This window comes from Bartonella sp. AA74HLJMH (genome assembly GCF_042197045.1).
Lineage (GTDB): Bacteria > Pseudomonadota > Alphaproteobacteria > Rhizobiales > Rhizobiaceae > Bartonella.
Genome location: NZ_JBHIRJ010000008.1, coordinates 62,504 through 82,122 on the forward strand (window position 1 = coordinate 62,504; position 19,619 = coordinate 82,122).

30 protein-coding genes and 1 pseudogene are annotated in these 19,619 nt (G+C 40.7%); all 31 read right to left on the bottom strand.

The genetic code is table 11. The features are described 5' to 3' along the window. Positions 1-171 precede the first annotated feature (171 nt). Positions 172-1,215, bottom strand: coding sequence for a recombinase RecA (gene recA, locus ACFINH_RS06115; protein WP_273791424.1), 1,044 nt, complete (start codon positions 1,213-1,215; stop codon positions 172-174). Positions 1,216-2,183: 968 nt separating this feature from the next. Beyond that, positions 2,184-3,509 (bottom strand): replication-associated recombination protein A, encoded by a 1,326-nt coding sequence (locus ACFINH_RS06120; protein ID WP_375632411.1) that lies wholly within the window; start codon positions 3,507-3,509, stop codon positions 2,184-2,186. An 8-nt stretch (positions 3,510-3,517) separates the two neighbouring features. Beyond that, a complete protein-coding gene (locus ACFINH_RS06125; RefSeq protein WP_375632412.1) occupies positions 3,518-4,912 on the bottom strand; it encodes a DegQ family serine endoprotease in 1,395 nt (464 codons plus the stop codon). A gap of 267 nt (positions 4,913-5,179) precedes the next feature. After that, positions 5,180-5,608 (bottom strand): 50S ribosomal protein L17, encoded by a 429-nt coding sequence (rplQ, locus tag ACFINH_RS06130; RefSeq protein ID WP_273791421.1) that lies wholly within the window; start codon positions 5,606-5,608, stop codon positions 5,180-5,182. Between the two features lie 24 nt (positions 5,609-5,632). Next, positions 5,633-6,646: a DNA-directed RNA polymerase subunit alpha gene (locus tag ACFINH_RS06135; protein WP_375611485.1), complete on the bottom strand. Its 1,014-nt coding sequence runs from the start codon at positions 6,644-6,646 to the stop codon at positions 5,633-5,635. Between the two features lie 94 nt (positions 6,647-6,740). Further along, the gene (gene rpsK, locus ACFINH_RS06140; RefSeq protein WP_007347762.1) at positions 6,741-7,130 is read right to left on the bottom strand and encodes a 30S ribosomal protein S11; all 390 of its coding nucleotides are present in this window, start codon (positions 7,128-7,130) and stop codon (positions 6,741-6,743) included. 114 nt (positions 7,131-7,244) lie between these two features. Then, positions 7,245-7,613, bottom strand: coding sequence for a 30S ribosomal protein S13 (gene rpsM, locus ACFINH_RS06145; RefSeq protein WP_026500557.1), 369 nt, complete (start codon positions 7,611-7,613; stop codon positions 7,245-7,247). A gap of 180 nt (positions 7,614-7,793) precedes the next feature. Continuing rightward, complete coding sequence (locus ACFINH_RS06150) at positions 7,794-8,372, bottom strand: adenylate kinase (RefSeq protein WP_375632413.1); 579 nt, start codon at positions 8,370-8,372, stop codon at positions 7,794-7,796. Next, entirely contained in the window at positions 8,369-9,715 is a 1,347-nt protein-coding gene (gene secY / locus ACFINH_RS06155; RefSeq protein WP_375611483.1) for a preprotein translocase subunit SecY, read from the bottom strand. The genes ACFINH_RS06150 and secY overlap by 4 nt, the downstream gene beginning before the upstream one ends. Before the next feature lie 161 nt (positions 9,716-9,876). Beyond that, complete coding sequence (gene rplO, locus ACFINH_RS06160; RefSeq protein ID WP_375613141.1) at positions 9,877-10,344, bottom strand: 50S ribosomal protein L15; 468 nt, start codon at positions 10,342-10,344, stop codon at positions 9,877-9,879. 20 nt (positions 10,345-10,364) lie between these two features. Next, positions 10,365-10,571, bottom strand: a complete 207-nt coding sequence (gene rpmD, locus ACFINH_RS06165) for a 50S ribosomal protein L30 (protein ID WP_375611481.1) — start codon at positions 10,569-10,571, stop codon at positions 10,365-10,367. A 31-nt stretch (positions 10,572-10,602) separates the two neighbouring features. Continuing rightward, the gene (gene rpsE, locus ACFINH_RS06170) at positions 10,603-11,151 is read right to left on the bottom strand and encodes a 30S ribosomal protein S5 (protein WP_015856574.1); all 549 of its coding nucleotides are present in this window, start codon (positions 11,149-11,151) and stop codon (positions 10,603-10,605) included. A 111-nt stretch (positions 11,152-11,262) separates the two neighbouring features. Beyond that, entirely contained in the window at positions 11,263-11,625 is a 363-nt protein-coding gene (gene rplR, locus ACFINH_RS06175) for a 50S ribosomal protein L18 (protein ID WP_273791414.1), read from the bottom strand. Between the two features lie 12 nt (positions 11,626-11,637). Continuing rightward, positions 11,638-12,171: a 50S ribosomal protein L6 gene (rplF, locus tag ACFINH_RS06180; protein ID WP_375621436.1), complete on the bottom strand. Its 534-nt coding sequence runs from the start codon at positions 12,169-12,171 to the stop codon at positions 11,638-11,640. A gap of 39 nt (positions 12,172-12,210) precedes the next feature. Then, positions 12,211-12,609 carry a 30S ribosomal protein S8 gene (rpsH, locus tag ACFINH_RS06185; RefSeq protein WP_375613142.1) on the bottom strand — a complete coding sequence of 133 codons (399 nt, stop codon included), beginning with the start codon at positions 12,607-12,609 and terminating at the stop codon, positions 12,211-12,213. A 14-nt stretch (positions 12,610-12,623) separates the two neighbouring features. Next, the gene (rpsN, locus tag ACFINH_RS06190; RefSeq protein WP_273791412.1) at positions 12,624-12,929 is read right to left on the bottom strand and encodes a 30S ribosomal protein S14; all 306 of its coding nucleotides are present in this window, start codon (positions 12,927-12,929) and stop codon (positions 12,624-12,626) included. A gap of 24 nt (positions 12,930-12,953) precedes the next feature. Further along, positions 12,954-13,511: a 50S ribosomal protein L5 gene (rplE, locus tag ACFINH_RS06195; RefSeq protein WP_375611477.1), complete on the bottom strand. Its 558-nt coding sequence runs from the start codon at positions 13,509-13,511 to the stop codon at positions 12,954-12,956. Beyond that, the gene (rplX, locus tag ACFINH_RS06200; protein WP_375632414.1) at positions 13,504-13,818 is read right to left on the bottom strand and encodes a 50S ribosomal protein L24; all 315 of its coding nucleotides are present in this window, start codon (positions 13,816-13,818) and stop codon (positions 13,504-13,506) included. Before rplX ends, rplE begins: the two co-directional genes overlap by 8 nt. Before the next feature lie 12 nt (positions 13,819-13,830). Then, positions 13,831-14,199, bottom strand: coding sequence for a 50S ribosomal protein L14 (gene rplN, locus ACFINH_RS06205; RefSeq protein WP_004855715.1), 369 nt, complete (start codon positions 14,197-14,199; stop codon positions 13,831-13,833). A 144-nt stretch (positions 14,200-14,343) separates the two neighbouring features. Further along, positions 14,344-14,583, bottom strand: coding sequence for a 30S ribosomal protein S17 (gene rpsQ / locus ACFINH_RS06210; protein ID WP_012231991.1), 240 nt, complete (start codon positions 14,581-14,583; stop codon positions 14,344-14,346). A gap of 11 nt (positions 14,584-14,594) precedes the next feature. After that, positions 14,595-14,795 carry a 50S ribosomal protein L29 gene (gene rpmC / locus ACFINH_RS06215; RefSeq protein ID WP_375606714.1) on the bottom strand — a complete coding sequence of 67 codons (201 nt, stop codon included), beginning with the start codon at positions 14,793-14,795 and terminating at the stop codon, positions 14,595-14,597. Positions 14,796-14,807: 12 nt separating this feature from the next. Then, positions 14,808-15,221 carry a 50S ribosomal protein L16 gene (gene rplP / locus ACFINH_RS06220; protein WP_375611475.1) on the bottom strand — a complete coding sequence of 138 codons (414 nt, stop codon included), beginning with the start codon at positions 15,219-15,221 and terminating at the stop codon, positions 14,808-14,810. Between the two features lie 36 nt (positions 15,222-15,257). Continuing rightward, on the bottom strand, positions 15,258-15,968 hold the full coding sequence (rpsC, locus tag ACFINH_RS06225) for a 30S ribosomal protein S3 (protein WP_375632415.1): 711 nt from the start codon (positions 15,966-15,968) through the stop codon (positions 15,258-15,260). Beyond that, entirely contained in the window at positions 15,968-16,357 is a 390-nt protein-coding gene (gene rplV, locus ACFINH_RS06230) for a 50S ribosomal protein L22 (RefSeq protein ID WP_273791407.1), read from the bottom strand. Before rplV ends, rpsC begins: the two co-directional genes overlap by 1 nt. 2 nt (positions 16,358-16,359) lie before the next feature. After that, positions 16,360-16,638, bottom strand: a complete 279-nt coding sequence (gene rpsS, locus ACFINH_RS06235) for a 30S ribosomal protein S19 (protein WP_004855734.1) — start codon at positions 16,636-16,638, stop codon at positions 16,360-16,362. Between the two features lie 15 nt (positions 16,639-16,653). After that, entirely contained in the window at positions 16,654-17,487 is an 834-nt protein-coding gene (rplB, locus tag ACFINH_RS06240) for a 50S ribosomal protein L2 (RefSeq protein ID WP_273791406.1), read from the bottom strand. A 20-nt stretch (positions 17,488-17,507) separates the two neighbouring features. Then, positions 17,508-17,801, bottom strand: coding sequence for a 50S ribosomal protein L23 (locus tag ACFINH_RS06245; protein WP_273723987.1), 294 nt, complete (start codon positions 17,799-17,801; stop codon positions 17,508-17,510). Next, positions 17,798-18,418 (bottom strand): 50S ribosomal protein L4, encoded by a 621-nt coding sequence (gene rplD, locus ACFINH_RS06250; protein WP_375613145.1) that lies wholly within the window; start codon positions 18,416-18,418, stop codon positions 17,798-17,800. The genes ACFINH_RS06245 and rplD overlap by 4 nt, the downstream gene beginning before the upstream one ends. A 2-nt stretch (positions 18,419-18,420) precedes the next feature. After that, on the bottom strand, positions 18,421-19,158 hold the full coding sequence (gene rplC / locus ACFINH_RS06255; RefSeq protein WP_375632416.1) for a 50S ribosomal protein L3: 738 nt from the start codon (positions 19,156-19,158) through the stop codon (positions 18,421-18,423). Positions 19,159-19,185: 27 nt separating this feature from the next. Next, positions 19,186-19,494, bottom strand: a complete 309-nt coding sequence (gene rpsJ, locus ACFINH_RS06260; protein WP_005773267.1) for a 30S ribosomal protein S10 — start codon at positions 19,492-19,494, stop codon at positions 19,186-19,188. Between the two features lie 60 nt (positions 19,495-19,554). Continuing rightward, positions 19,555-19,619: pseudogene (locus ACFINH_RS06265) on the bottom strand (elongation factor Tu); the annotation flags it as partial.

Sequence of the window (19,619 nt, forward strand, 5' to 3'; positions counted from 1 at the left end):
AAGAAAAATCCCCCCTCATTAAATCCTCTTCGCCACGCATGGAGTCAATTTAATCAAAAATGGAATATTTGTTTTAAAAAATTGAGAAAAAAATGACTGCGTATTTAAAAACTCAAACAAAAAAACAGAAAAATCTTAAAGAAAAAAATTATAGACGAAAAAAACGCCCCATCAAATGGCTTCATCACTTTCTATATTTTCTGACCCTGCATTTTCTAACAATTCAATTGCAATCAAACCAGCATTTTGGCGCAAAGCTGCTTCAATCTCTGTAGCTATTTCCACATGTTCACGTAAAAACTGCTTTGCATTCTCACGCCCCTGCCCTAAACGCTGAGAATTATAAGAAAACCATGCACCAGATTTTTCCACAACACCAACCTTGACACCCAAATCAATCAATTCACCTACTTTGGAAATACCTTCACCATAAATAATATCAAACTCAACCTGTTTGAATGGAGGTGCCAATTTATTTTTCACCACTTTAACGCGCGTCTGATTACCAACGATTGAATCCCTATCTTTAATGGATCCAATGCGACGAATATCTAAACGAACAGAAGCATAAAACTTTAAAGCGTTTCCACCCGTTGTCGTTTCAGGAGAACCAAACATCACACCAATTTTCATGCGAATTTGATTAATAAAAACAACCATACAGTTAGAGCGAAAAATTGCTGCGGTTAATTTTCGTAACGCTTTACTCATTAACCGAGCTTGCAATCCGGGCAAAGCATCACCCATTTCACCGTCAATTTCTGCTCGCGGTGTTAAAGCTGCGACAGAATCCACAACAAGCACATCAACGGCACCAGAACGAACCAACGTTTCTGTAATTTCCAATGCCTGTTCACCGGTATCTGGCTGAGAAATGAACAAGTTTTCTAAATCAACACCAAGCTTACGCGCATAAATAGGATCAAGCGCATGCTCTGCATCAATAAAAGCACAAATCCCACCACCTTTCTGTGCCTCAGCAATAGCATGGAGAGCCAATGTTGTTTTCCCAGAACTTTCTGGTCCATAAATCTCAACAATACGCCCCTTCGGTAATCCACCAATCCCTAAAGCAATATCCAAGGATAACGACCCTGTTGGAATTGTTTCAATTTCAACAACCTGCTCTTTTTGCCCAAGACGCATAATCGAGCCTTTACCAAAAGAACGTTCAATTTGTGAGAGAGCAGCATCGAGAGCTTTTGTTTTATCCACGATTATATCCTTGACCGAATTCATAATAACCTAAAACTTTAGTGTACACTGTACTTTTAATTTAACTAAAGGCTTGAGTTTAGAGTTTCACAGACTATTTCCATTCCTATCTCCACATTATGTCCATAAACATTCATGACCATCACAATAAAGAATTGGCATTGCTTATCTTATGACACATAATAAACTCCAATAAAGTAATATCTCTATGGGAGCATAGTTAACATATTTATATCTCTCTAGAAAAGGAACAATTTAATTTTAAACACAATGTTCTACAACCCTTCTGCTTATCCCTTTGATTAAATACTTGAGAGACTAAGAATTCTCCCGCTATTGATCACACAAAAAACGCATCATCAATCAACCTCATACCCTATTGCATCGAAGAACAAAACGCTATTGTGTTGCATATTCATGCACTTGATTTAAGAAACATCTCTCAAAACTTCCAAGCTCATTTTGTGACAACACCTATGAATGTGGTATACTACAAAACCCTTTAAGCGCCACCATCTTTACTCTATGGAAGGAGAAAGCCGGCACCCATCACACTATTATCATCCCCCAATGTTGCAACAGTTCTCGGCACTTGAGACAATTCATAAGAGGGATTTTTAGTCCTTTCTTGTACAGTTTTTATCACACGCTAATCCTGCTTGTAACATGCAAGCGAATAACTTGATTGCTTCAACAAATAACAGACTTGGGATGAGAGAAATTTACGGTATTTGAATACTTTCATTCAACTTACGAAACAGTCAATTATCATTATAAGTCAATATATTATTTAATAAAACCAAAAAAATAAAGCAGCTTAAAAGTTGAATGACATATTTAAATTTGAAAAAACATGCACTTTTGAAAATATCAAAAAAAATCTCTACAAGCAATGCAATAAATGTTTAAGATATAAGCTAAATTTCTCATACAATAACATAAGAGATCAATAAAAAACGTATTTCAACTCAAATTTTATTTTGATCTTTACGTTTTTTGCGCAACTGTTGCCACCACTCAAGACGTTTCACAATTTCACGCTCAAAACCACGCTCAACTGGTTTATAATAACTCTGACGTCCAAGTTTTTCGGGAAAATATTCTTGTCCTGAAAAAGCATCTGGTTCATCATGGTCATAACAATAACCACTTCCATACCCTTCTTCCTTCATAAATTTCGTAGGAGCATTAAGAATATGCTTAGGAGGTGGTAAAGAGCCATTTTTGCGTGCACAACGCAGTGCTGCTTTATACGCAAGATATGCTGCATTTGACTTTGGCGCAGTTGCAACATAAAGACATGCTTGCGCCAAGGCCAACTCTCCTTCTGGTGATCCTAAATAATCATAGGCATCTTTTGCTGCATTACAAATGACAAGAGCTTGAGGATCCGCCAAACCAACATCTTCAACGGCCATACGAACCAATCTTCGCCCAATATAGAGAGGATCTTCACCAGCATCCAACATACGTGCCAAATAATAAAGCGCAGCATCAGGATCAGATCCACGAACGGATTTATGCAACGCTGAAATGAGATTATAATGCCCATCTCGTCCTTTATCATAAATAGGCGCACGACGCTGAATAACTTTTTGCAAAGCAACAACATCAAGAATCTCTCCCAATGGCGCAATAGACCAAACTTCCTCTGCCAATGTTAACGCAACCCGCGCATCACCATCAGACATCTCTATCAAAACGTCTCTGGCATCATTATCCAAGGGAAGAGTTTTTCCCTCCACTTCTTCAGCACGCCTCAAAAGCATGTCCAAACTTTCATGATCATGAGAAAGAAATGTTAAAACACGTGCACGCGAAAGAAGGGCAGCATTCAGTTCAAAAGAAGGATTTTCGGTTGTTGCACCTATAAGTACCACAGTACCCTCTTCCATCACAGAAAGAAAACTATCCTGCTGTGCACGATTAAACCGATGAATTTCATCAACAAAGAGAAGTGTTTTATCCCCAGATATAAAACGCCTCTGCGCAACTTCAAAAATCTTTTTAAGTTCAGAAACTCCTGTAAAAATAGCAGAAACCTGTTCAAACGCGAAATTTGTTTCAAGGGCTAACAAACGTGCAACGGTCGTTTTTCCCGTCCCTGGAGGTCCCCAAAAAATCATCGATCCAATTGAGCCTGTTGCCGCCATACGTGAAAGCAAACCATCCTCTCCAATCAAATGCTTTTGTCCCACAACATCATTGAGAGAACAAGGGCGCATTCTTTCTGCAAGTGGCTGATTTTTATTAACTTGAAAATCAAACGACGAAGTAAAAAAATCTTTCTTCAAAAAAAACCTCAACGAATAAATTGGCGAATATACATACCATCACGTTCATATTCCAATTGCCACATATTTGAGCGACCTTGCATAAGAACCTTTTTCAACTGATGAACTGTTTGAATTTTATGGCCATTTACAACACGTAGAATATCTCCTGACTGAAAAATTCCAGCTGCATTGCTCATTTCCTCAAGATTGGTAATCACAACCCCTTTTGCAGATATAGGAAGATGAAAACGTCGACTATTTTGCGGTGTTAAATCTAACACCTCAGCACCAGCAAGAGGACTGTCACCCGTAATTTTTTCAGATTTTAAAAATGCAGTTTCTGATATTGATGAAACTGTTATTTGTGTTTTTAAAGTTTTTCCACTTCGTAAATATTCCAAGGCAAGACTATGCTCAACGTCAGCTGTCATCAAACGATAACCAAGACTATCTGGACTGTCAACGCGTACCCCCTGCACACTCAAAATAACATCACCTACTTTCAATCCAGCTTTTTCAGCAGGACTATCTTTGATAACTTCAACAATAAGAGCACCATAGGGACGTTCTAAACCTAAACCACCAGCAATATCAGCTGTAACATTTTGAAAAGAAGCCCCAATATAAGGCGGCACAAAATATTTTCCACCGCGTTTAACAGTATCAAGCATCACTTTTACAAGATTAACTGGAATAGCAAAACCAATCCCTACAGAACCACCGGAACGCGAATAAATAGCCGTATTAATTCCGATTAACTGACCTTTCATATCAATTAAAGCGCCACCAGAATTCCCTGGATTAATGGCTGCGTCTGTTTGAATAAAAAAGTCAAAATCAGAAATCCCAACACGTGTACGCGCTTGCGCTGAAACAATACCACTTGTAACTGTTTGACCAACACCAAAGGGATTACCAATAGCAAGAACAAGATCACCAACTTCAACAGTATCAGAATTTCCCAAAGAAAGAACCGGAAATTGAGCATCTTTTTCCTTAACTTCAAGAATTGCAATATCAGTTGCTTCATCTTTGAGCACGACCTTACTCTCAAACTCCCGTCCATCAGAAAAAGCCACTTTAATTTCGCTTGCATCTTTAATGACGTGGTAATTTGTAACGATCAAACCACGTGCATCAACAATCACCCCTGATCCTAATGACGATTGCTTACGAACAGGAAGTTTATTTTGAAAACGACCAAAAAATTGCTCAAAAAATGGATCGCCTTCAAAAGGTGATCGAGCTCTAATTTGTCGAGCTGCATAAATATTTACAACAGATGGAACTGTCTTTTTAACTAAAGGAGCAAATGAAAGAGTGATTTCTGTTTGTGTTTGAGGAACATGAGCATATACATGATCAAATGATATCTGCATCATAATTGCAAAAAAAATCCGCACCCAAAAAGAATACCTCATAATCCACTCCTTATAAAATCAGCACATTCTGTTGAAGATTAATAGAATAAAAAAACGTATCCCCGCAAATTAAGGACCTCTATTAATATTTCATAATAGAGAATAAAAACAACCTATTTGAACGATAAATATTATAAAAATAAGATAATTCAATATTCTATAATTTTCTCTCTGCACCTATTTCTCAACTAAAACAAACTTAAAAATGCTCACAAAAAAACCGCCCAAGACAAGGCGGCCTTTAAAAATCCAACAGAATAAAAAACTCTACGAAGATGTTCCCTTTTCATTCTCAGAAGCTTCCATGCGAGCACGATCCCCAGCACCCTTCGCTTCAACATCACGATCAACAAATTCTATAACAGCCATGGGCGCATTATCACCGGTACGAAACCCCGCTTTCATAATACGCAAATACCCACCGTTGCGTGATGCATAACGTGGCGCAAGCGTATCAAATAATTTTGCAACCTTTCCTGCATCACGAAGTGCTGCAATAGCTTGCCGACGCGCATGCAAACCACCACGCTTACCAAGAGTAACGAGTTTTTCAACAATAGGACGAATTTCTTTAGCCTTTGGAAGCGTTGTCACAATCTGCTCATGCTCGATCAACGAAGTTGCCATATTTGCAAACATCGCTTTACGGTGACTGGCAGTACGGTTCAACTTGCGTCCTGACTTACTATGGCGCATAAGCCCTCTCCTTAAATTCTAATTTTAATATTGATCTTCATAACGTTTTGCAAGATCATCAATGTTTTCAGGCGGCCACGCAGGAATCTCCATCCCAAGATGTAAACCCATACACGCCAAAACTTCTTTAATCTCATTCAACGATTTGCGACCAAAATTCGGTGTCCGAAGCATTTCAGATTCTGTTTTTTGAATCAGATCACCAATATAAACAATATTATCATTCTTAAGACAGTTTGCCGAACGAACTGAAAGTTCTAATTCATCCACTTTTTTGAGAAGTGCAGGATTAAAAGAAAGCTCAGAATCAGCCTCTTCAACAGGCTCCTTCTGTGGCTCTTCAAAGTTAATAAATAACGATAATTGATCCTGAAGAATGCGTGCTGCAAAAGCAACAGCATCCTCACCATTAACAGCACCGTTTGTTTCAATCGTGAGCGTTAATTTATCATAATCGAGAACTTGACCTTCGCGTGTATTTTCTACTTTATAAGATACCTTACGGATAGGTGAATAAAGACTATCAATTGGAATAAGCCCTATACGTGCATCATCAACACAATTACGATCAGATGGCACATACCCCTTTCCTGTGTTGACAATAAATTCCATACGAATTTCAGCTTCTTCATCAAGAGTACAAATAACATGATCTGGATTTAGAATTTCCATATCCCCAACTGTACTGATATCTCCCGCTTTCACGACACCAGGCCCCTCTTTATAAACGACGACACGTTTAGGCCCTTCTTCTTCCATACGAAGCGCAATTTCTTTTATATTCAGAATAATATCCGTAACATCCTCACGCACACCTGGAATCGATGAAAATTCGTGCAAGACACCGTCAATCTGCACAGCAGTAATAGCAGCACCACGAAGCGAAGATAACAAAACGCGACGAAGCGCATTTCCTAACGTTAAACCAAAACCACGCTCAAGAGGTTCAGCAATCACACTTATAATATTTGGATTATCATGTGCACATGATTCAACCTTATTGGGTTTAATAAGTTCCTGCCAGTTTTTCTGGATCATATTTTTATTCCCGTTCTTTAGTTCCGTTACCATTCAATCGTAACGACCAATGTGAACATCAGAGAAATCTCCGACAACAAAAAACAACACCCAATTAAACACGCCGCCTTTTCCGCGGACGACATCCATTATGAGGAATTGGTGTTACATCGCGAATAGAAGTAATGACAAAACCAACAGATTGCAATGCACGTAAAGCAGATTCACGCCCTGATCCAGGTCCACAAACTTCAACTTCCAAAGAACGCATACCATGCTCTTGCGCTTTTCTTGCACAATCCTCCGCAGCAACTTGAGCAGCAAAAGGTGTCGATTTACGCGCACCTTTAAACCCCTGAGCTCCCGCAGATGACCAAGCAATTGCATTACCCTGAGCATCAGTAATAGTAATCATTGTGTTATTAAATGTTGAATTAATATGCACAACACCCGATGAAATATTTTTACGTTCGCGACGACGAACACGTGTGGCTTCCTTGGCCATAATCTCCCTTTCAACGATCTCATCACTGCCGTAACATCAGCAGCTCCACCTTCTTTCCTTGTCAAACAAATCAAACAAGAAAAAGAATATATAAAAAACCTCCCACAAAGGCCCTTATTTCTTCTTACCGGCGATTGCCTTAGCCGGACCTTTACGTGTACGGGCATTCGTATGTGTACGCTGTCCTCGGACAGGCAAAGACCGGCGATGACGCAATCCTCGATAACAACCAAGATCCATCAAACGCTTAACATTCATAGCAACCTCACGACGAAGATCACCTTCAACTTGATACCCCTGATCTATTGCCTCACGAATCTGCAGCACCTCAGCATCTGAAAGCTCATGCACACGACGCCCCAAAGGAATGCCAACTCTTTCAATAATTTCTTGAGCAAATTTTGGTCCAATCCCGTGGATATATTGAAGCGCAATAATTACACGCTTATTTGTCGGGATATTGACGCCAGCAATACGAGCCACGCCTACTCTCCTTAGTTATTTTGACAAATTGTTATAAAATACCTGATATACCTTACAGAAAAAAATAGACTCAGAAAAAAATTCTTCCGAATCCTATTATTTCACTAAAATAAATTAAATTCACTTTTGATAGATTTCATCTCAAAAGTCAACTCTTTTCATTTATTTCTAAAAAAAATCTCATGAAAGAAACCCTCTAATCATACGTGTCACTTCAGCAACACCAATCATTCCATCAATAACCTTCAACATTCCCCTCTCTGAATAAAATTTTGATAAGGGAGCTGTTTTTTCACGATATTCTACTAATCTTTTTGCAAAAGCAACAGGATTGTCATCTAAACGAACCTGTCCACCAGTCGCTATTGTTTCCTCAACGCGCTTCTTCATACGTTCAATCAACACGTCTTCATCAACACACAATTCAATAACAGCATTAAGCCGCATATTTTTTGAATCCAGTATCTGTTGCAACGCTTCTGCTTGCCCCACAGTTCGCGGATATCCATCCAAAACAAAACCGTTTACACAATCAGCTTCATCAATCCGATCTGATACGATTTGATTAACAATACTATCAGGTACCAAAGCACCAGAACTTATAATAGCTTTAGCTTTTTTACCAATCTCCGTTTCTTTGGCAATCACCTCACGCAACATATCCCCTGTTGATAAATGAGGAATGTTATATTCCTCAGTCAACATTTTTGCTTGCGTACCTTTTCCCGCTCCAGGAGGACCTAAAAGAATAACTCTCATCGATTCCTTCTACCTCCACGAAGTTTTGATTTTTTTATCAACCCTTCATATTGGTGGGCAACAAGATGCCCCTGAATTTGAGCAACCGTATCAAGTGTAACAGTAACAACAATCAACAAGGATGTTCCCCCAAGATAAAAAGGAACCTGTAATGCAGATATCATAAATTCAGGTAACAAACAAACCAAGATAATATAAATAGCGCCCACAACAGTAATACGCGTCAAAACGTAATCAATATATTCGGCTGTACGCTCACCTGGACGAATCCCTGGAATAAAACCAGAATGTTTTTTCAACTGATCTGCAGTATCACTTGGATTAAACACAATAGCTGTATAAAAAAAGCAAAAAAACGCCATTAAAAATGCATAAACAATCATATAAAGTGGCTGTCCATGACCAAGAGCATAAGAAATCTCCTGAACCCATTGTGGCATTTTATCAGAAAAATTATTAATAGTGGCAGGTAATAATAATAAAGATGAAGCAAAAATAGGTGGAATAACACCAGCAGTATTCAACTTTAAAGGAAGATGCGACATATCTCCTTGAAACATTTGATTACCGACCTGACGTTTCGGGTATTGGATAAGAATTCGCCGTTGCGCACGCTCTATAAAAACAATAAGCCCAATAACCAAAACAGCAATAAGAACGATTCCTATTAAAAGAAAAGTTGATAAATCAGCCTGACTATGAGCTGTCAAAAGCTGAGCAAAAGTAGAAGGAAAATTGGCTACAATCCCTGTAAAAATGATAAGAGAAACCCCATTACCAATACCACGTGACGTAATTTGCTCGCCAAGCCACATAAGAAACATCGTTCCGCCAACAAGCGTAATAACAGAAGAAATACGAAACATAAGACCTGGTTCTAAAACAATTTGAAGCCCCGACCCTATACCGCTTTCAAGCGCAACCGCAATACCAAAAGCTTGTAGAATTGCCAATACGACTGTTACATAACGCGTATATTGATTGATAATCTTACGACCTAAATCCCCTTCTTTTTTAAGAGTTTCCAAAGAAGGAATAATAGATGTTAACAATTGCACAATAATAGATGCCGATATATAAGGCATGATACCCAGCGCAAAAATAGCCATACGCCCAACGGCACCTCCAGCAAACATATTAAAGAGTCCTAATACACCCGACGCGTGATGTTCAAATGTTTGCCGCAAAGCATCGATATTGATACCTGGAAGAGAGATGTAAGTGCCAAAACGATATACAAGAAGCGCCAACAGAGTAAACCAGATGCGTTTCTTTAATTCAGTTGCACGCGAAAAGGTGCCGAAATTTATATTGGAAGCAAATTGCTCTGCTGCTGATGCCATAAAACGTCTCCACTTTACACTCCAGTTCTTCAAATCACAGAAGTATAATCCTAAAATTCATATATGCATACACAAACAAATGCAGAACTTAAACAATTCTCCACAAAAGATCCCACAAAACAGATATTATTCTTCTTTAGGTCTCTATTCATATCAAAAAATTATCGAGCAATATCAGGAAGAATAACCTGGCCACCCACTTTTTCAATCTTAACACGAGCAGCTTGTGAAGCACCAGAAACATGAAAGGTAATCTTAGCCTTCAAATCACCATCAGAAAGAAGACGAACCCCATCTTTTTCACGACGAATAATACCAGCCTCTTTCAAAGAAACCATATCAACAGGCTTTTCAATATTCAACTTACCTGCATCAACTGCCAACTGAATACGTCCTAGTGAAACTTCATTGTAGGTTTTAGCAAAGAAATTCCTAAATCCACGTTTTGGCAAACGACGATAGATGGGCATTTGCCCACCTTCAAAACCATTAAGGGAAACACCAGAACGTGACTTTTGCCCTTTTACACCACGACCACCAGTCTTACCCGTACCGGAACCAATACCACGCCCAACACGCTTACGATTTTTTGTTGCGCCTTCGCAATCACGCAGTTCATTGAGTTTCATATCTAATACTCCCGCAACCCTTAACCTTCATCTATAACGCGAACAAGATGCCGAACCCGAGCAATCATACCCCGCACACAAAGTGTATCATCTAAAACGCGCCGACGACGCATTTTATTTAGTCCAAGCCCCTTTAAGGTTGCACGCTGAATCTGTGAGTTTCGAATAGGGCTTCCAATTTGTTCCACCGTCACAGTTTTACCACTCTGAGATTTTTTCTGAACCATTTCCTAATTCCTTTTCTGATAATCTCAGAAACTACCCTTCTAGGTCGACTAAATGGCGACGACGCGCCTGCAAAGTCGAATACTTTATACCACGTTGAGCAGCAATATCTCTAGGATGCATTTGATGTTTCAATGCATCAAATGTTGCACGAACCATGTTATAAGGATTCGACGACCCTAGTGATTTTGCAACGACATCCTGCATACCAAGAGCTTCAAAAATAGCACGCATCGGTCCCCCAGCAATAATACCAGTACCAGCAGAAGCCGAACGTAGCAAAACACGCCCAGCTCCGTGACGACCTTCAAGATCATGATGCAATGTACGCCCAGACCGAAGCGGAACATAAATCATCCCACGTTTCGCAGATTCCGTTGCTTTACGAACGGCTTCTGGAACTTCACGGGCTTTACCATGTCCAAAACCCACACGCCCTTTTTGATCTCCAACGACAACAAGAGCAGCAAAACCAAAACGCCGACCACCCTTTACAACTTTAGCAACACGATTGATATGAACGAGCCTATCGACAAATTCATTATCGCGTTCTTCTCTCTCACCACGTTCTTTTTGTGCCATTCCTCATTCCTTTTTCTTTTCCGGAAGCACGATAACAAAGTCCCTCATCAAACTGGAAGAACTTAAACGAAATACTCTAAACTCTCCTTACTCATTCATAAATAAGAAATTTTAGAAATTCAAACCACCTTCACGAGCAGCTTCAGCTAAAGCTTTGACGCGACCATGGTACACATACGCTCCACGATCAAAAACCACCTCATTAACACCCGCTTTCTTCGCACGCTCAGCAATTAACTTACCAACAGCAAAGGCCGCCTTTTTATCAGCACCACTCTTTAACGATTTTTTCAAATCACTTTCAAGAGTAGAGGCTGAAACAAGTGTACATCCCCGCAAATCATCGATAACTTGAGCATAAATGTTCTGATTTGAACGATAAACACTAAGCCGAGGACGATCATGAGAAACCATTTTAATTCTACGACGAACACGCCTTGCACGACGTTGGATAATGTCCTTAGATGAAACCATAATACAAAATCCTTATTTCTTTTTACCTTCTTTACGGAAGATACGTTCATCTGCATGCTTAACACCTTTACCTTTATAAGGCTCAGGCTTACGATACTCACGAATCTCCGCTGCAACTTGTCCAACTTGCTGTTTATCAATTCCAGAAACAACAATTTCCGTTGGCTTAGGAACAGTCACAGTAACACCCGACGGAACTTTATAAACCACATCATGCGAAAAGCCCAGAGATAGTTGAACATCCTTACCCTGCAAAGCAGCACGATAACCAACCCCATTAATCTCCAACCTCTTTTCAAAACCATCTTTCACACCACAAAAAATATTCTCAATCATTGAGCGCGACATACCCCATTTAGAACGCGCATCTTTTGACTGATCCCGCGGCATAACTGATATGATATTCTCCTCAAGTTTGACTAAGACTTCATCATTGACGACGTAACTCAGCTCACCTTTTGGACCTTTTGCCTTAACCAGCTGTCCTTCAACAGTAGCAGTAACTCCAGAAGGAATTGAAATGGGTTTCTTTCCAATACGAGACATTGTTCTAACCTACTTTTTCTTCCGTTTTCTTGACATAACTTAGAAAACACGACAAAGGAGTTCTCCACCAACATTCTGTTCACGCGCCTCATGATCTGCCATGACGCCTTTAGGAGTCGATAAAATCGAAATACCAAGGCCATTTGCCACCTGAGGAAGTGACTTAGCAGAAACATACACACGACGCCCTGGCTTTGATACACGTGAAATCTCACGAATAGCAGCCAGCCCTTCAAAATACTTCAATTCGATTTCAATTTCAGCTTTCCCATCACCTAAATCAATTCGATTATATCCGCGAATATAACCTTCCGACTGAAGAACATCAAGAACGTGCGCACGAAGCTTCGAAGCTGGAGTAACTACTTTACCTTTTTTACGACCAAGTGCATTACGAATACGTGTTAACATATCACCAAGAGGATCTGACATAGACATTAAATAATCTCCTCTTACCAACTAGACTTTACAATACCAGGAATATAGCCAATAGAGCCAAGCTCACGCAACGCAATTCGCGACATTTTTAATTTACGATAATAAGCCCGCGGACGACCTGAAACCTCACAGCGATTACGAATACGAACTTTCGAAGAATTACGCGGCAACTCTGCCAACTGAACAGAAGCTTTAAAACGTTCTTCAAGAGAAACCTTCTGATCCATAACTATTGCTTTCAAACGTGCACGACGGGCAGCATAGCGCTTTACCATCACCTCACGACGCTTATTTTTTTCAACGGCACTTACTTTGGCCATAATTTCACCTCACTACGTTTGCCGTTACGAACGAAAAGGAAAATTAAAAGCACGCAATAACTCACGAGCTTCATCATCCGTTTTTGCTGTCGTACAAACGATAATATCCATACCCCAAATTTGATCAACTTTATCATAGTTGATTTCTGGAAACACAATGTGTTCTTTAATACCCATAGCAAAATTGCCACGACCATCAAAACTCTTTGGATTTAAACCACGAAAGTCACGAACCCGCGGAAGAGCAATCGTCACAAGACGATCTAAAAACTCAAACATACGATCTTTACGCAATGTAACTTTAGCCCCAAGAGGCATCCCTTCACGAACCTTAAAGGTCGCAATAGAATTACGCGCACGCGTAACAACAGCCTTCTGACCCGTTATTAGCCCTAAATCCTCAGCGGCAAGGGAAGGCTTCTTCGAATCAGCAGTTGCTTCACCTATCCCCATATTTATTACAACTTTATCAATCCGCGGAATTTGCATCGCATTTCTGTAATTAAACTTCTCTTGAAGCACTTTACGAATCACTTCAAAATAATGCGCTTTCATACGCGGTATTTGTCTTTCCTCAGCCATTAATCAACTCTCCCGAACGCTTGGCAAAACGAACTTTATTACCATCTGCATTCACACGAAAGCCTACACGTGTAGGCTTACCATCTTTAGGATCAGCAATCGCCAAATTAGACAGATGAATCGGAGCTTCTTTAGAAATAATTCCAGCTTCTTGCTTCTGCGTTTGACGTTGATGACGTTTAATCATATTAATCCCACGAACAAAAGCCTTATTCTCTTTTGGACTAACCTTAATTACTTCACCACTACATCCTTTATCCTTACCGGACAAAACAACAACTTTATCACCTTTTCGAATCTTCTGCATAACATTTACTCCTTACAGAACTTCAGGAGCAAGCGATATGATCTTCATATGATTCCTACCACGCAATTCACGGGGAACAGGTCCAAAGATACGAGTACCGATCGGCTCTTTTTTATTATCTACTAAAACCGCAGCATTACTATCAAAACGAATGACACTACCATCTGCGCGACGAATATCCTTAGCAGTACGAACCACAACAGCTTTCATAACATCACCTTTTTTAACACGGCCACGAGGAATTGCATCCTTAACCGAAACAACAATAATGTCACCGACCGAAGCATATTTCCGCTTTGAACCGCCTAACACTTTGATGCACATGACACGACGCGCTCCAGAATTATCAGCAACGTCGAGGTTTGTTTGCATCTGAATCATGACTGGCCACCTTCTCTTAACACATATATCCGATTGTATCTTTTACACACTCGGATTTGCCTGCCAAATAACGATAAAGTTATCGCCTTCAAATTTATCAATGATAACCACACTGTTAAATTCTAAAACAATAAGCTTAACTCATTACGCTACATTGTCTTTTACAACAATCCAACATTTATCTTTCGAAATTGGTCTAGATTCCTGAATAGAAACTTGATCCCCAATCTTGAATTGGTTGTTTTCGTCATGCGCTTTATAATTTTTAGACTGCCGAACAGTCTTCTTAAGAAGCGGATGAGAATAACGGCGTTCAACTTTGACAACAACAGTCTTATCACTTTTGTCGCTAATAACAACACCCTGCAAAACGCGTTTAGGCATCTCTTATTTCCTTAAACCTTACTTTCACTTATCTTTTGACGAAGAAAAGTTTTAATACGCGCAATATCACGACGAACTTGTCTAACGCGCGCAGTCTTTTCTAATTGACCTGTTGCTTTTTGAAAACGCAAATTAAATTGCTCTTTCTTTAACTTAGCCAATTCATCTTTCATTTGGTCGAGCGTTTGCGCCCGTAATTCTGTGGCTCTCATCGCTTAACCTCATTATTCAGCAATACGCTGGATGAAACGCGTTTTTATAGGCAACTTTGCAGCACCCAATCTTAGTGCTTCACGTGCAACATCCTCCGGAACTCCATCAAGCTCAAACATGACGCGCCCAGGAGCAACACGTGCAGCCCAATAATCAACACTTCCCTTACCTTTACCCATACGAACTTCAGTCGGTTTAGATGTAACCGGAAGATCTGGAAAAATGCGAATCCACACACGACCAGAACGCTTCATATAACGTGTAATCGCACGACGCGCCGCTTCAATTTGACGAGCAGTAACCCGCTCCGGCTCAACAGCCTTCAAACCGTAGGCACCGAAATTCAAATCCGTACCACCCTTCGCAAAACCGTGAATACGGCCTTTGAACTGTTTACGGAACTTTGTGCGCTTTGGCTGCAACATTGTTCTCTACTCCAAATTTTAGTTCAATCTCAAAAACTAAGCATTTTCGCGGCGACGATTCGATGAAGAACCAGATTGATCAGCTTCCGTAGCACGACGTTCTGAAGCCATCGGATCATGCTCAAGAATCTCACCCTTAAAGACCCAAACTTTAATACCACAAATACCATAAGCGGTCTTAGCTTCTGCTGTACCGTAATCAACATCAGAACGCAAGGTATGAAGTGGAACACGACCTTCACGATACCATTCCATACGAGCAATTTCAGCACCACCAAGACGGCCAGAACAATTGATACGAATACCTTCCGCACCAAGACGCATAGCAGACTGAACAGCACGCTTCATTGCACGACGAAAAGCAACACGACGCTCTAACTGTTGAGCAATTGATTGCGCAATAATTGTCGCATCAATCTCCGGTTTACGAATCTCCACAATATTCAATGAAGTTTCAGCATCCGTCATTTCTGAGAGCTTACGACGAAGCTTTTCGATATCAGCACCCTTTTTACCAATAATCAAACCAGGACGTGCAGAATGAATCGTAATACGACACTTTTTATGAGGACGCTCAATAACAACCTTAGAAATAGCTGCCTGTTTAAGTTCCTCAAGCACATATGAACGAATTTTCAAATCTTGATGAAGAAGGCGCCCATATTCACCACTATCAGCATACCAACGAGAGTCCCAAGTCCGATTAACACCAAGACGAAGTCCTATTGGATTGATCTTCTGCCCCATTACGCGGCCTCCACTTTTTCGGTAACTTCACGAACAATAACAGTAAGATGCGAAAATGGACGTTCAATTCTACTAGCACGCCCTCGACCACGAACATGAAAGCGCTTCATCACTATCGACTTACCAACATAAGCTTCCGCCACAACAAGCGAATCAATATCAAGATCGTGGTTATTTTCTGCATTTGCAATTGCTGATTCAAGCGTTTTTTTCACAGTAGCAGCAATACGCTTGCGTGAAAACATCAAATCAGCGAGCGCTACATTAACTCTTTTACCACGAATCATTGCAGCAACTAAATTAAGCTTCTGCGGACTAACACGAATTGTCCGCGTGACAGCTCTTGCTTCATTATCTTTAAGCTGGCGCGAAACTTTAGCTTTTCCCATTCCTACTTCCTCTTCGCTTTTTTATCGGCACCATGACCATAATAAGTCCGGGTAGGAGCGAACTCACCAAACTTATGCCCAACCATCTCTTCAGAAACAGAAACAGGAATATGCTTATTACCGTTGTAAACACCAAAAGTTAAACCAACAAATTGCGGTAAAATAGTAGAGCGACGACTCCATATTTTTATAACTTCATTGCGCCCACTTGCACGTACCTTCTCTGCTTTACCAAGAAGATAGCCGTCAACAAACGGACCTTTCCACACTGAACGAACCACTTCAGACTACCTTTCTCATTTCTTGCGTTGATGACGCGTACGCATAATAAATTTATCAGTGGCTTTATTGGAGCGCGTACGCTTACCTTTCGTAGGTTTACCCCAGGGAGAAACTGGATGGCGCCCCCCCGATGTACGACCTTCACCACCACCGTGCGGATGATCAACGGGGTTCATAGCAACACCACGAACATGTGGACGTTTACCACGCCAACGTGACCGACCCGCCTTACCATCATTAATATTCCCATGATCAGGATTTGAAACAGCGCCAACAGTTGCAAAACAGCTACTCGGAACCAAACGCTGTTCACCAGAATTTAAACGAAGAATAGCCATACCATGATCTCGTCCAACCAACTGCGCATAAGCACCTGCTGAACGCGCAATCTGCCCTCCTTTTCCTGGCTTCATCTCAACATTATGAATAATTGTGCCTACAGGCATATTACCAAGAGGCATAGCATTACCTGGTTTAACATCCACATTTAAACCAGCCATAACAGAATCACCAACACCAAGACGCTGTGGCGCAAGAATATAACTCAATTGCCCATCCTCATAGCGGATTAAAGCAATAAAAGCGGTACGATTAGGATCGTATTCTAAACGCTCAACCTTTGCTGAAACATCACGTTTAAGACGCTTAAAGTCGACAAACCGATAACTACGTTTATGTCCACCACCCTGAAAACGAGCAGTAACACGACCGCGATTATTACGTCCACCCTTTGAAGACAAACCTTCAGTTAACATCTTTATAGGTTTTCCCTTATAAAGACAAGAACGTTCCACAATAACAAGCTGACGCTGCCCAGGTGTCGTTGGATTAAATTGCTTAAGTGCCATTATTCCTATCTCCGAGCCTCTTAAAGACCTGTCGAAACGTCGATAGTCTGACCACTGGCCAGAGTTACGATCGCTTTTTTGACATCACTCTGCCGACCAACTATACCTTTGAAACGCTTCACTTTACCCTTACGGACTATCGTGTTAACTGCTTTAACTTTTACGCTAAAAAGCGCTTCAATAGCAGCCTTAATCTCAGGCTTCGTCGCTTTCGGCGCGACATTAAAAGCAACTTGATTATATTCAGAAATCATAGTCGCCTTTTCAGTAATAACTGGACTAATAATTATATCATAATGGCGAAGATCTGTCATTTAAAACGCTCCTCAAGAGCCTCAACAGCTGCTTTTGATAAAACAAGTTTGCTGCGACGCAAAATATCATAAACATTAATTCCCTGAATAGGCAAAATGTCAATATTAGGGATATTAGAGGCTGCACGAAAAAAGTTAATATCAATCTCTTTACCATCAATCAAGAGAGCGTTATTAAATCCAAGCTTAGAAAAATGAGAAACAAGCATTTTCGTTTTAGCATCCTTAACAGTCAACTCATCCACAATAATTAAATCTTTCGCTTTTAATTTTGCAGATAAAGCAAGACGTAACCCAAGAGCACGAATCTTTTTAGGAAGATCATGCGCATGGCTACGAACCACCGGTCCATGCGCCTTACCCCCACCTCTAAACTGCGGTGCACGTGCAGATGAATGTCGAGCACGCCCAGTTCCTTTCTGTTTAAACATTTTTGCCCCTGTTCGCGACACATCAGAACGACCTTGGGATTGATGACTTCCCTGCTGACGACGTGCAAGCTGCCAACGAACAACACGTTGCAAAATATCCTCACGCGGAACAAGATCAAAAATAGCTTCAGAAACCTTTAATTTGCCAGCTTCATTACCATCAAGAGTTTTAATTACAAGATCCATTATTAGGCTCCCCCAACTTCAGAGGTTTCCGTCACCGGAGTAACCATTTCCGCTTTCTCCTTCACAAGACGGCGAATACCGGCAGGCTTTGGAGCATTATCAGGAAGACGCTTCTTCACAGCATCCCGTATCAAAATCCAAGAACCTTTAGAACCAGAAACAGCACCACGCACTAAAATTAAACCACGCTCACTATCAGTGGAAATAACTTCAATATTCTGTGTTGTTACACGCACTTGCCCCATATGGCCGGCCATTTTTTTGCCTTTAAAAACTTTACCAGGATCTTGGCACTGCCCTGTAGAACCATGAGCACGATGTGTGATCGAATTACCATGGGAAGCACGATGCCCACCAAAGTTATGTCGTTTCATAACACCAGCAAACCCCTTACCAATACTGGTACCAGTCACATCAACTCTTTGTCCTGGAACAAAATGTTCCACTGTAATCTCAGTACCAACATCAAGAAGATTGTCGGGACTCACACGAAACTCTGCTATTTTGGCTTTAGGCTCAACAGAAGCCTTAGCAAAATGTCCACGAAGAGCTTGTGAAGTATTCTTAACCTTAGCAAAGCCTACACCTAATTGAACAGCAGTATAACCATTCTTTTCAACTGTACGCTGAGCAACGACTTGACAATTCTCCAAACGAAGTACCGTCACCGGCACATGCTCACCAGCATCATTATAAATACGGGTCATGCCCAGCTTCTGTGCTATTACACCTGAACGCATCGGGTCTGTTCCTTCTGTCCTCAAACCTCAGAGCTTAATTTCTACATCCACACCAGCAGAAAGATCGAGCTTCATAAGCGCATCCACTGTTTGCGGCGTTGGATCAACAATGTCAAGAAGACGCTTATGTGTTCGCATCTCAAACTGCTCACGACTTTTCTTATCGATATGCGGTCCACGATTGACCGTAAACTTCTCAATCCGCGTCGGAAGCGGAATGGGACCACGGACATTTGCACCGGTACGTTTAGCAGTCGATACAATCTCACGCGTCGACGTATCAAGAATTCTATGATCAAACGCTTTCAAGCGAATGCGAATATTCTGACTGTTCATGCTCTTTATTTCCCTGTTATACAAAGTGCATTAATAATTAAAGCACTCAACAAGCATTATTTATTCAATGATCTTAGAGACGATACCGGCACCAACAGTACGACCACCTTCACGAATAGCAAAAC

What these genes read in the sequence shown, in the direction of transcription:
- ACFINH_RS06125 (WP_375632412.1), bottom strand. Translation starts at nt 4,912, where the DNA reads ATGAGGTATTCTTTTTGGGTGCGGATTTTTTTTGCAATTATGATGCAG.
- rplQ (WP_273791421.1), bottom strand. Translation starts at nt 5,608, where the DNA reads ATGCGCCATAGTAAGTCAGGACGCAAGTTGAACCGTACTGCCAGTCAC.
- ACFINH_RS06135 (WP_375611485.1), bottom strand. Translation starts at nt 6,646, where the DNA reads ATGATCCAGAAAAACTGGCAGGAACTTATTAAACCCAATAAGGTTGAA.
- rpsK (WP_007347762.1), bottom strand. Translation starts at nt 7,130, where the DNA reads ATGGCCAAGGAAGCCACACGTGTTCGTCGTCGCGAACGTAAAAATATT.
- ACFINH_RS06150 (WP_375632413.1), bottom strand. Translation starts at nt 8,372, where the DNA reads ATGAGAGTTATTCTTTTAGGTCCTCCTGGAGCGGGAAAAGGTACGCAA.
- secY (WP_375611483.1), bottom strand. Translation starts at nt 9,715, where the DNA reads ATGGCATCAGCAGCAGAGCAATTTGCTTCCAATATAAATTTCGGCACC.
- rplO (WP_375613141.1), bottom strand. Translation starts at nt 10,344, where the DNA reads ATGAAACTCAATGAACTGCGTGATTGCGAAGGCGCAACAAAAAATCGT.
- rpmD (WP_375611481.1), bottom strand. Translation starts at nt 10,571, where the DNA reads ATGGTTCAGAAAAAATCTCAGAGTGGTAAAACTGTGACGGTGGAACAA.
- rpsE (WP_015856574.1), bottom strand. Translation starts at nt 11,151, where the DNA reads ATGGCACAAAAAGAACGTGGTGAGAGAGAAGAACGCGATAATGAATTT.
- rplR (WP_273791414.1), bottom strand. Translation starts at nt 11,625, where the DNA reads ATGGTTTCATCTAAGGACATTATCCAACGTCGTGCAAGGCGTGTTCGT.
- rplF (WP_375621436.1), bottom strand. Translation starts at nt 12,171, where the DNA reads ATGTCTCGTATTGGAAAGAAACCCATTTCAATTCCTTCTGGAGTTACT.
- rpsH (WP_375613142.1), bottom strand. Translation starts at nt 12,609, where the DNA reads ATGTCTATGTCAGATCCTCTTGGTGATATGTTAACACGTATTCGTAAT.
- rpsN (WP_273791412.1), bottom strand. Translation starts at nt 12,929, where the DNA reads ATGGCCAAAGTAAGTGCCGTTGAAAAAAATAAGCGTCGTGAGGTGATG.
- rplE (WP_375611477.1), bottom strand. Translation starts at nt 13,511, where the DNA reads ATGGCTGAGGAAAGACAAATACCGCGTATGAAAGCGCATTATTTTGAA.
- rplX (WP_375632414.1), bottom strand. Translation starts at nt 13,818, where the DNA reads ATGCAGAAGATTCGAAAAGGTGATAAAGTTGTTGTTTTGTCCGGTAAG.
- rplN (WP_004855715.1), bottom strand. Translation starts at nt 14,199, where the DNA reads ATGATTCAGATGCAAACAAACCTCGACGTTGCTGATAATTCTGGAGCG.
- rpsQ (WP_012231991.1), bottom strand. Translation starts at nt 14,583, where the DNA reads ATGCCTAAACGCGTTTTGCAGGGTGTTGTTATTAGCGACAAAAGTGAT.
- rpmC (WP_375606714.1), bottom strand. Translation starts at nt 14,795, where the DNA reads ATGAGAGCCACAGAATTACGGGCGCAAACGCTCGACCAAATGAAAGAT.
- rplP (WP_375611475.1), bottom strand. Translation starts at nt 15,221, where the DNA reads ATGTTGCAGCCAAAGCGCACAAAGTTCCGTAAACAGTTCAAAGGCCGT.
- rpsC (WP_375632415.1), bottom strand. Translation starts at nt 15,968, where the DNA reads ATGGGGCAGAAGATCAATCCAATAGGACTTCGTCTTGGTGTTAATCGG.
- rplV (WP_273791407.1), bottom strand. Translation starts at nt 16,357, where the DNA reads ATGGGAAAAGCTAAAGTTTCGCGCCAGCTTAAAGATAATGAAGCAAGA.
- rplB (WP_273791406.1), bottom strand. Translation starts at nt 17,487, where the DNA reads ATGGCACTTAAGCAATTTAATCCAACGACACCTGGGCAGCGTCAGCTT.
- ACFINH_RS06245 (WP_273723987.1), bottom strand. Translation starts at nt 17,801, where the DNA reads ATGACAGATCTTCGCCATTATGATATAATTATTAGTCCAGTTATTACT.
- rplD (WP_375613145.1), bottom strand. Translation starts at nt 18,418, where the DNA reads ATGGATCTTGTAATTAAAACTCTTGATGGTAATGAAGCTGGCAAATTA.
- rplC (WP_375632416.1), bottom strand. Translation starts at nt 19,158, where the DNA reads ATGCGTTCAGGTGTAATAGCACAGAAGCTGGGCATGACCCGTATTTAT.
- rpsJ (WP_005773267.1), bottom strand. Translation starts at nt 19,494, where the DNA reads ATGAACAGTCAGAATATTCGCATTCGCTTGAAAGCGTTTGATCATAGA.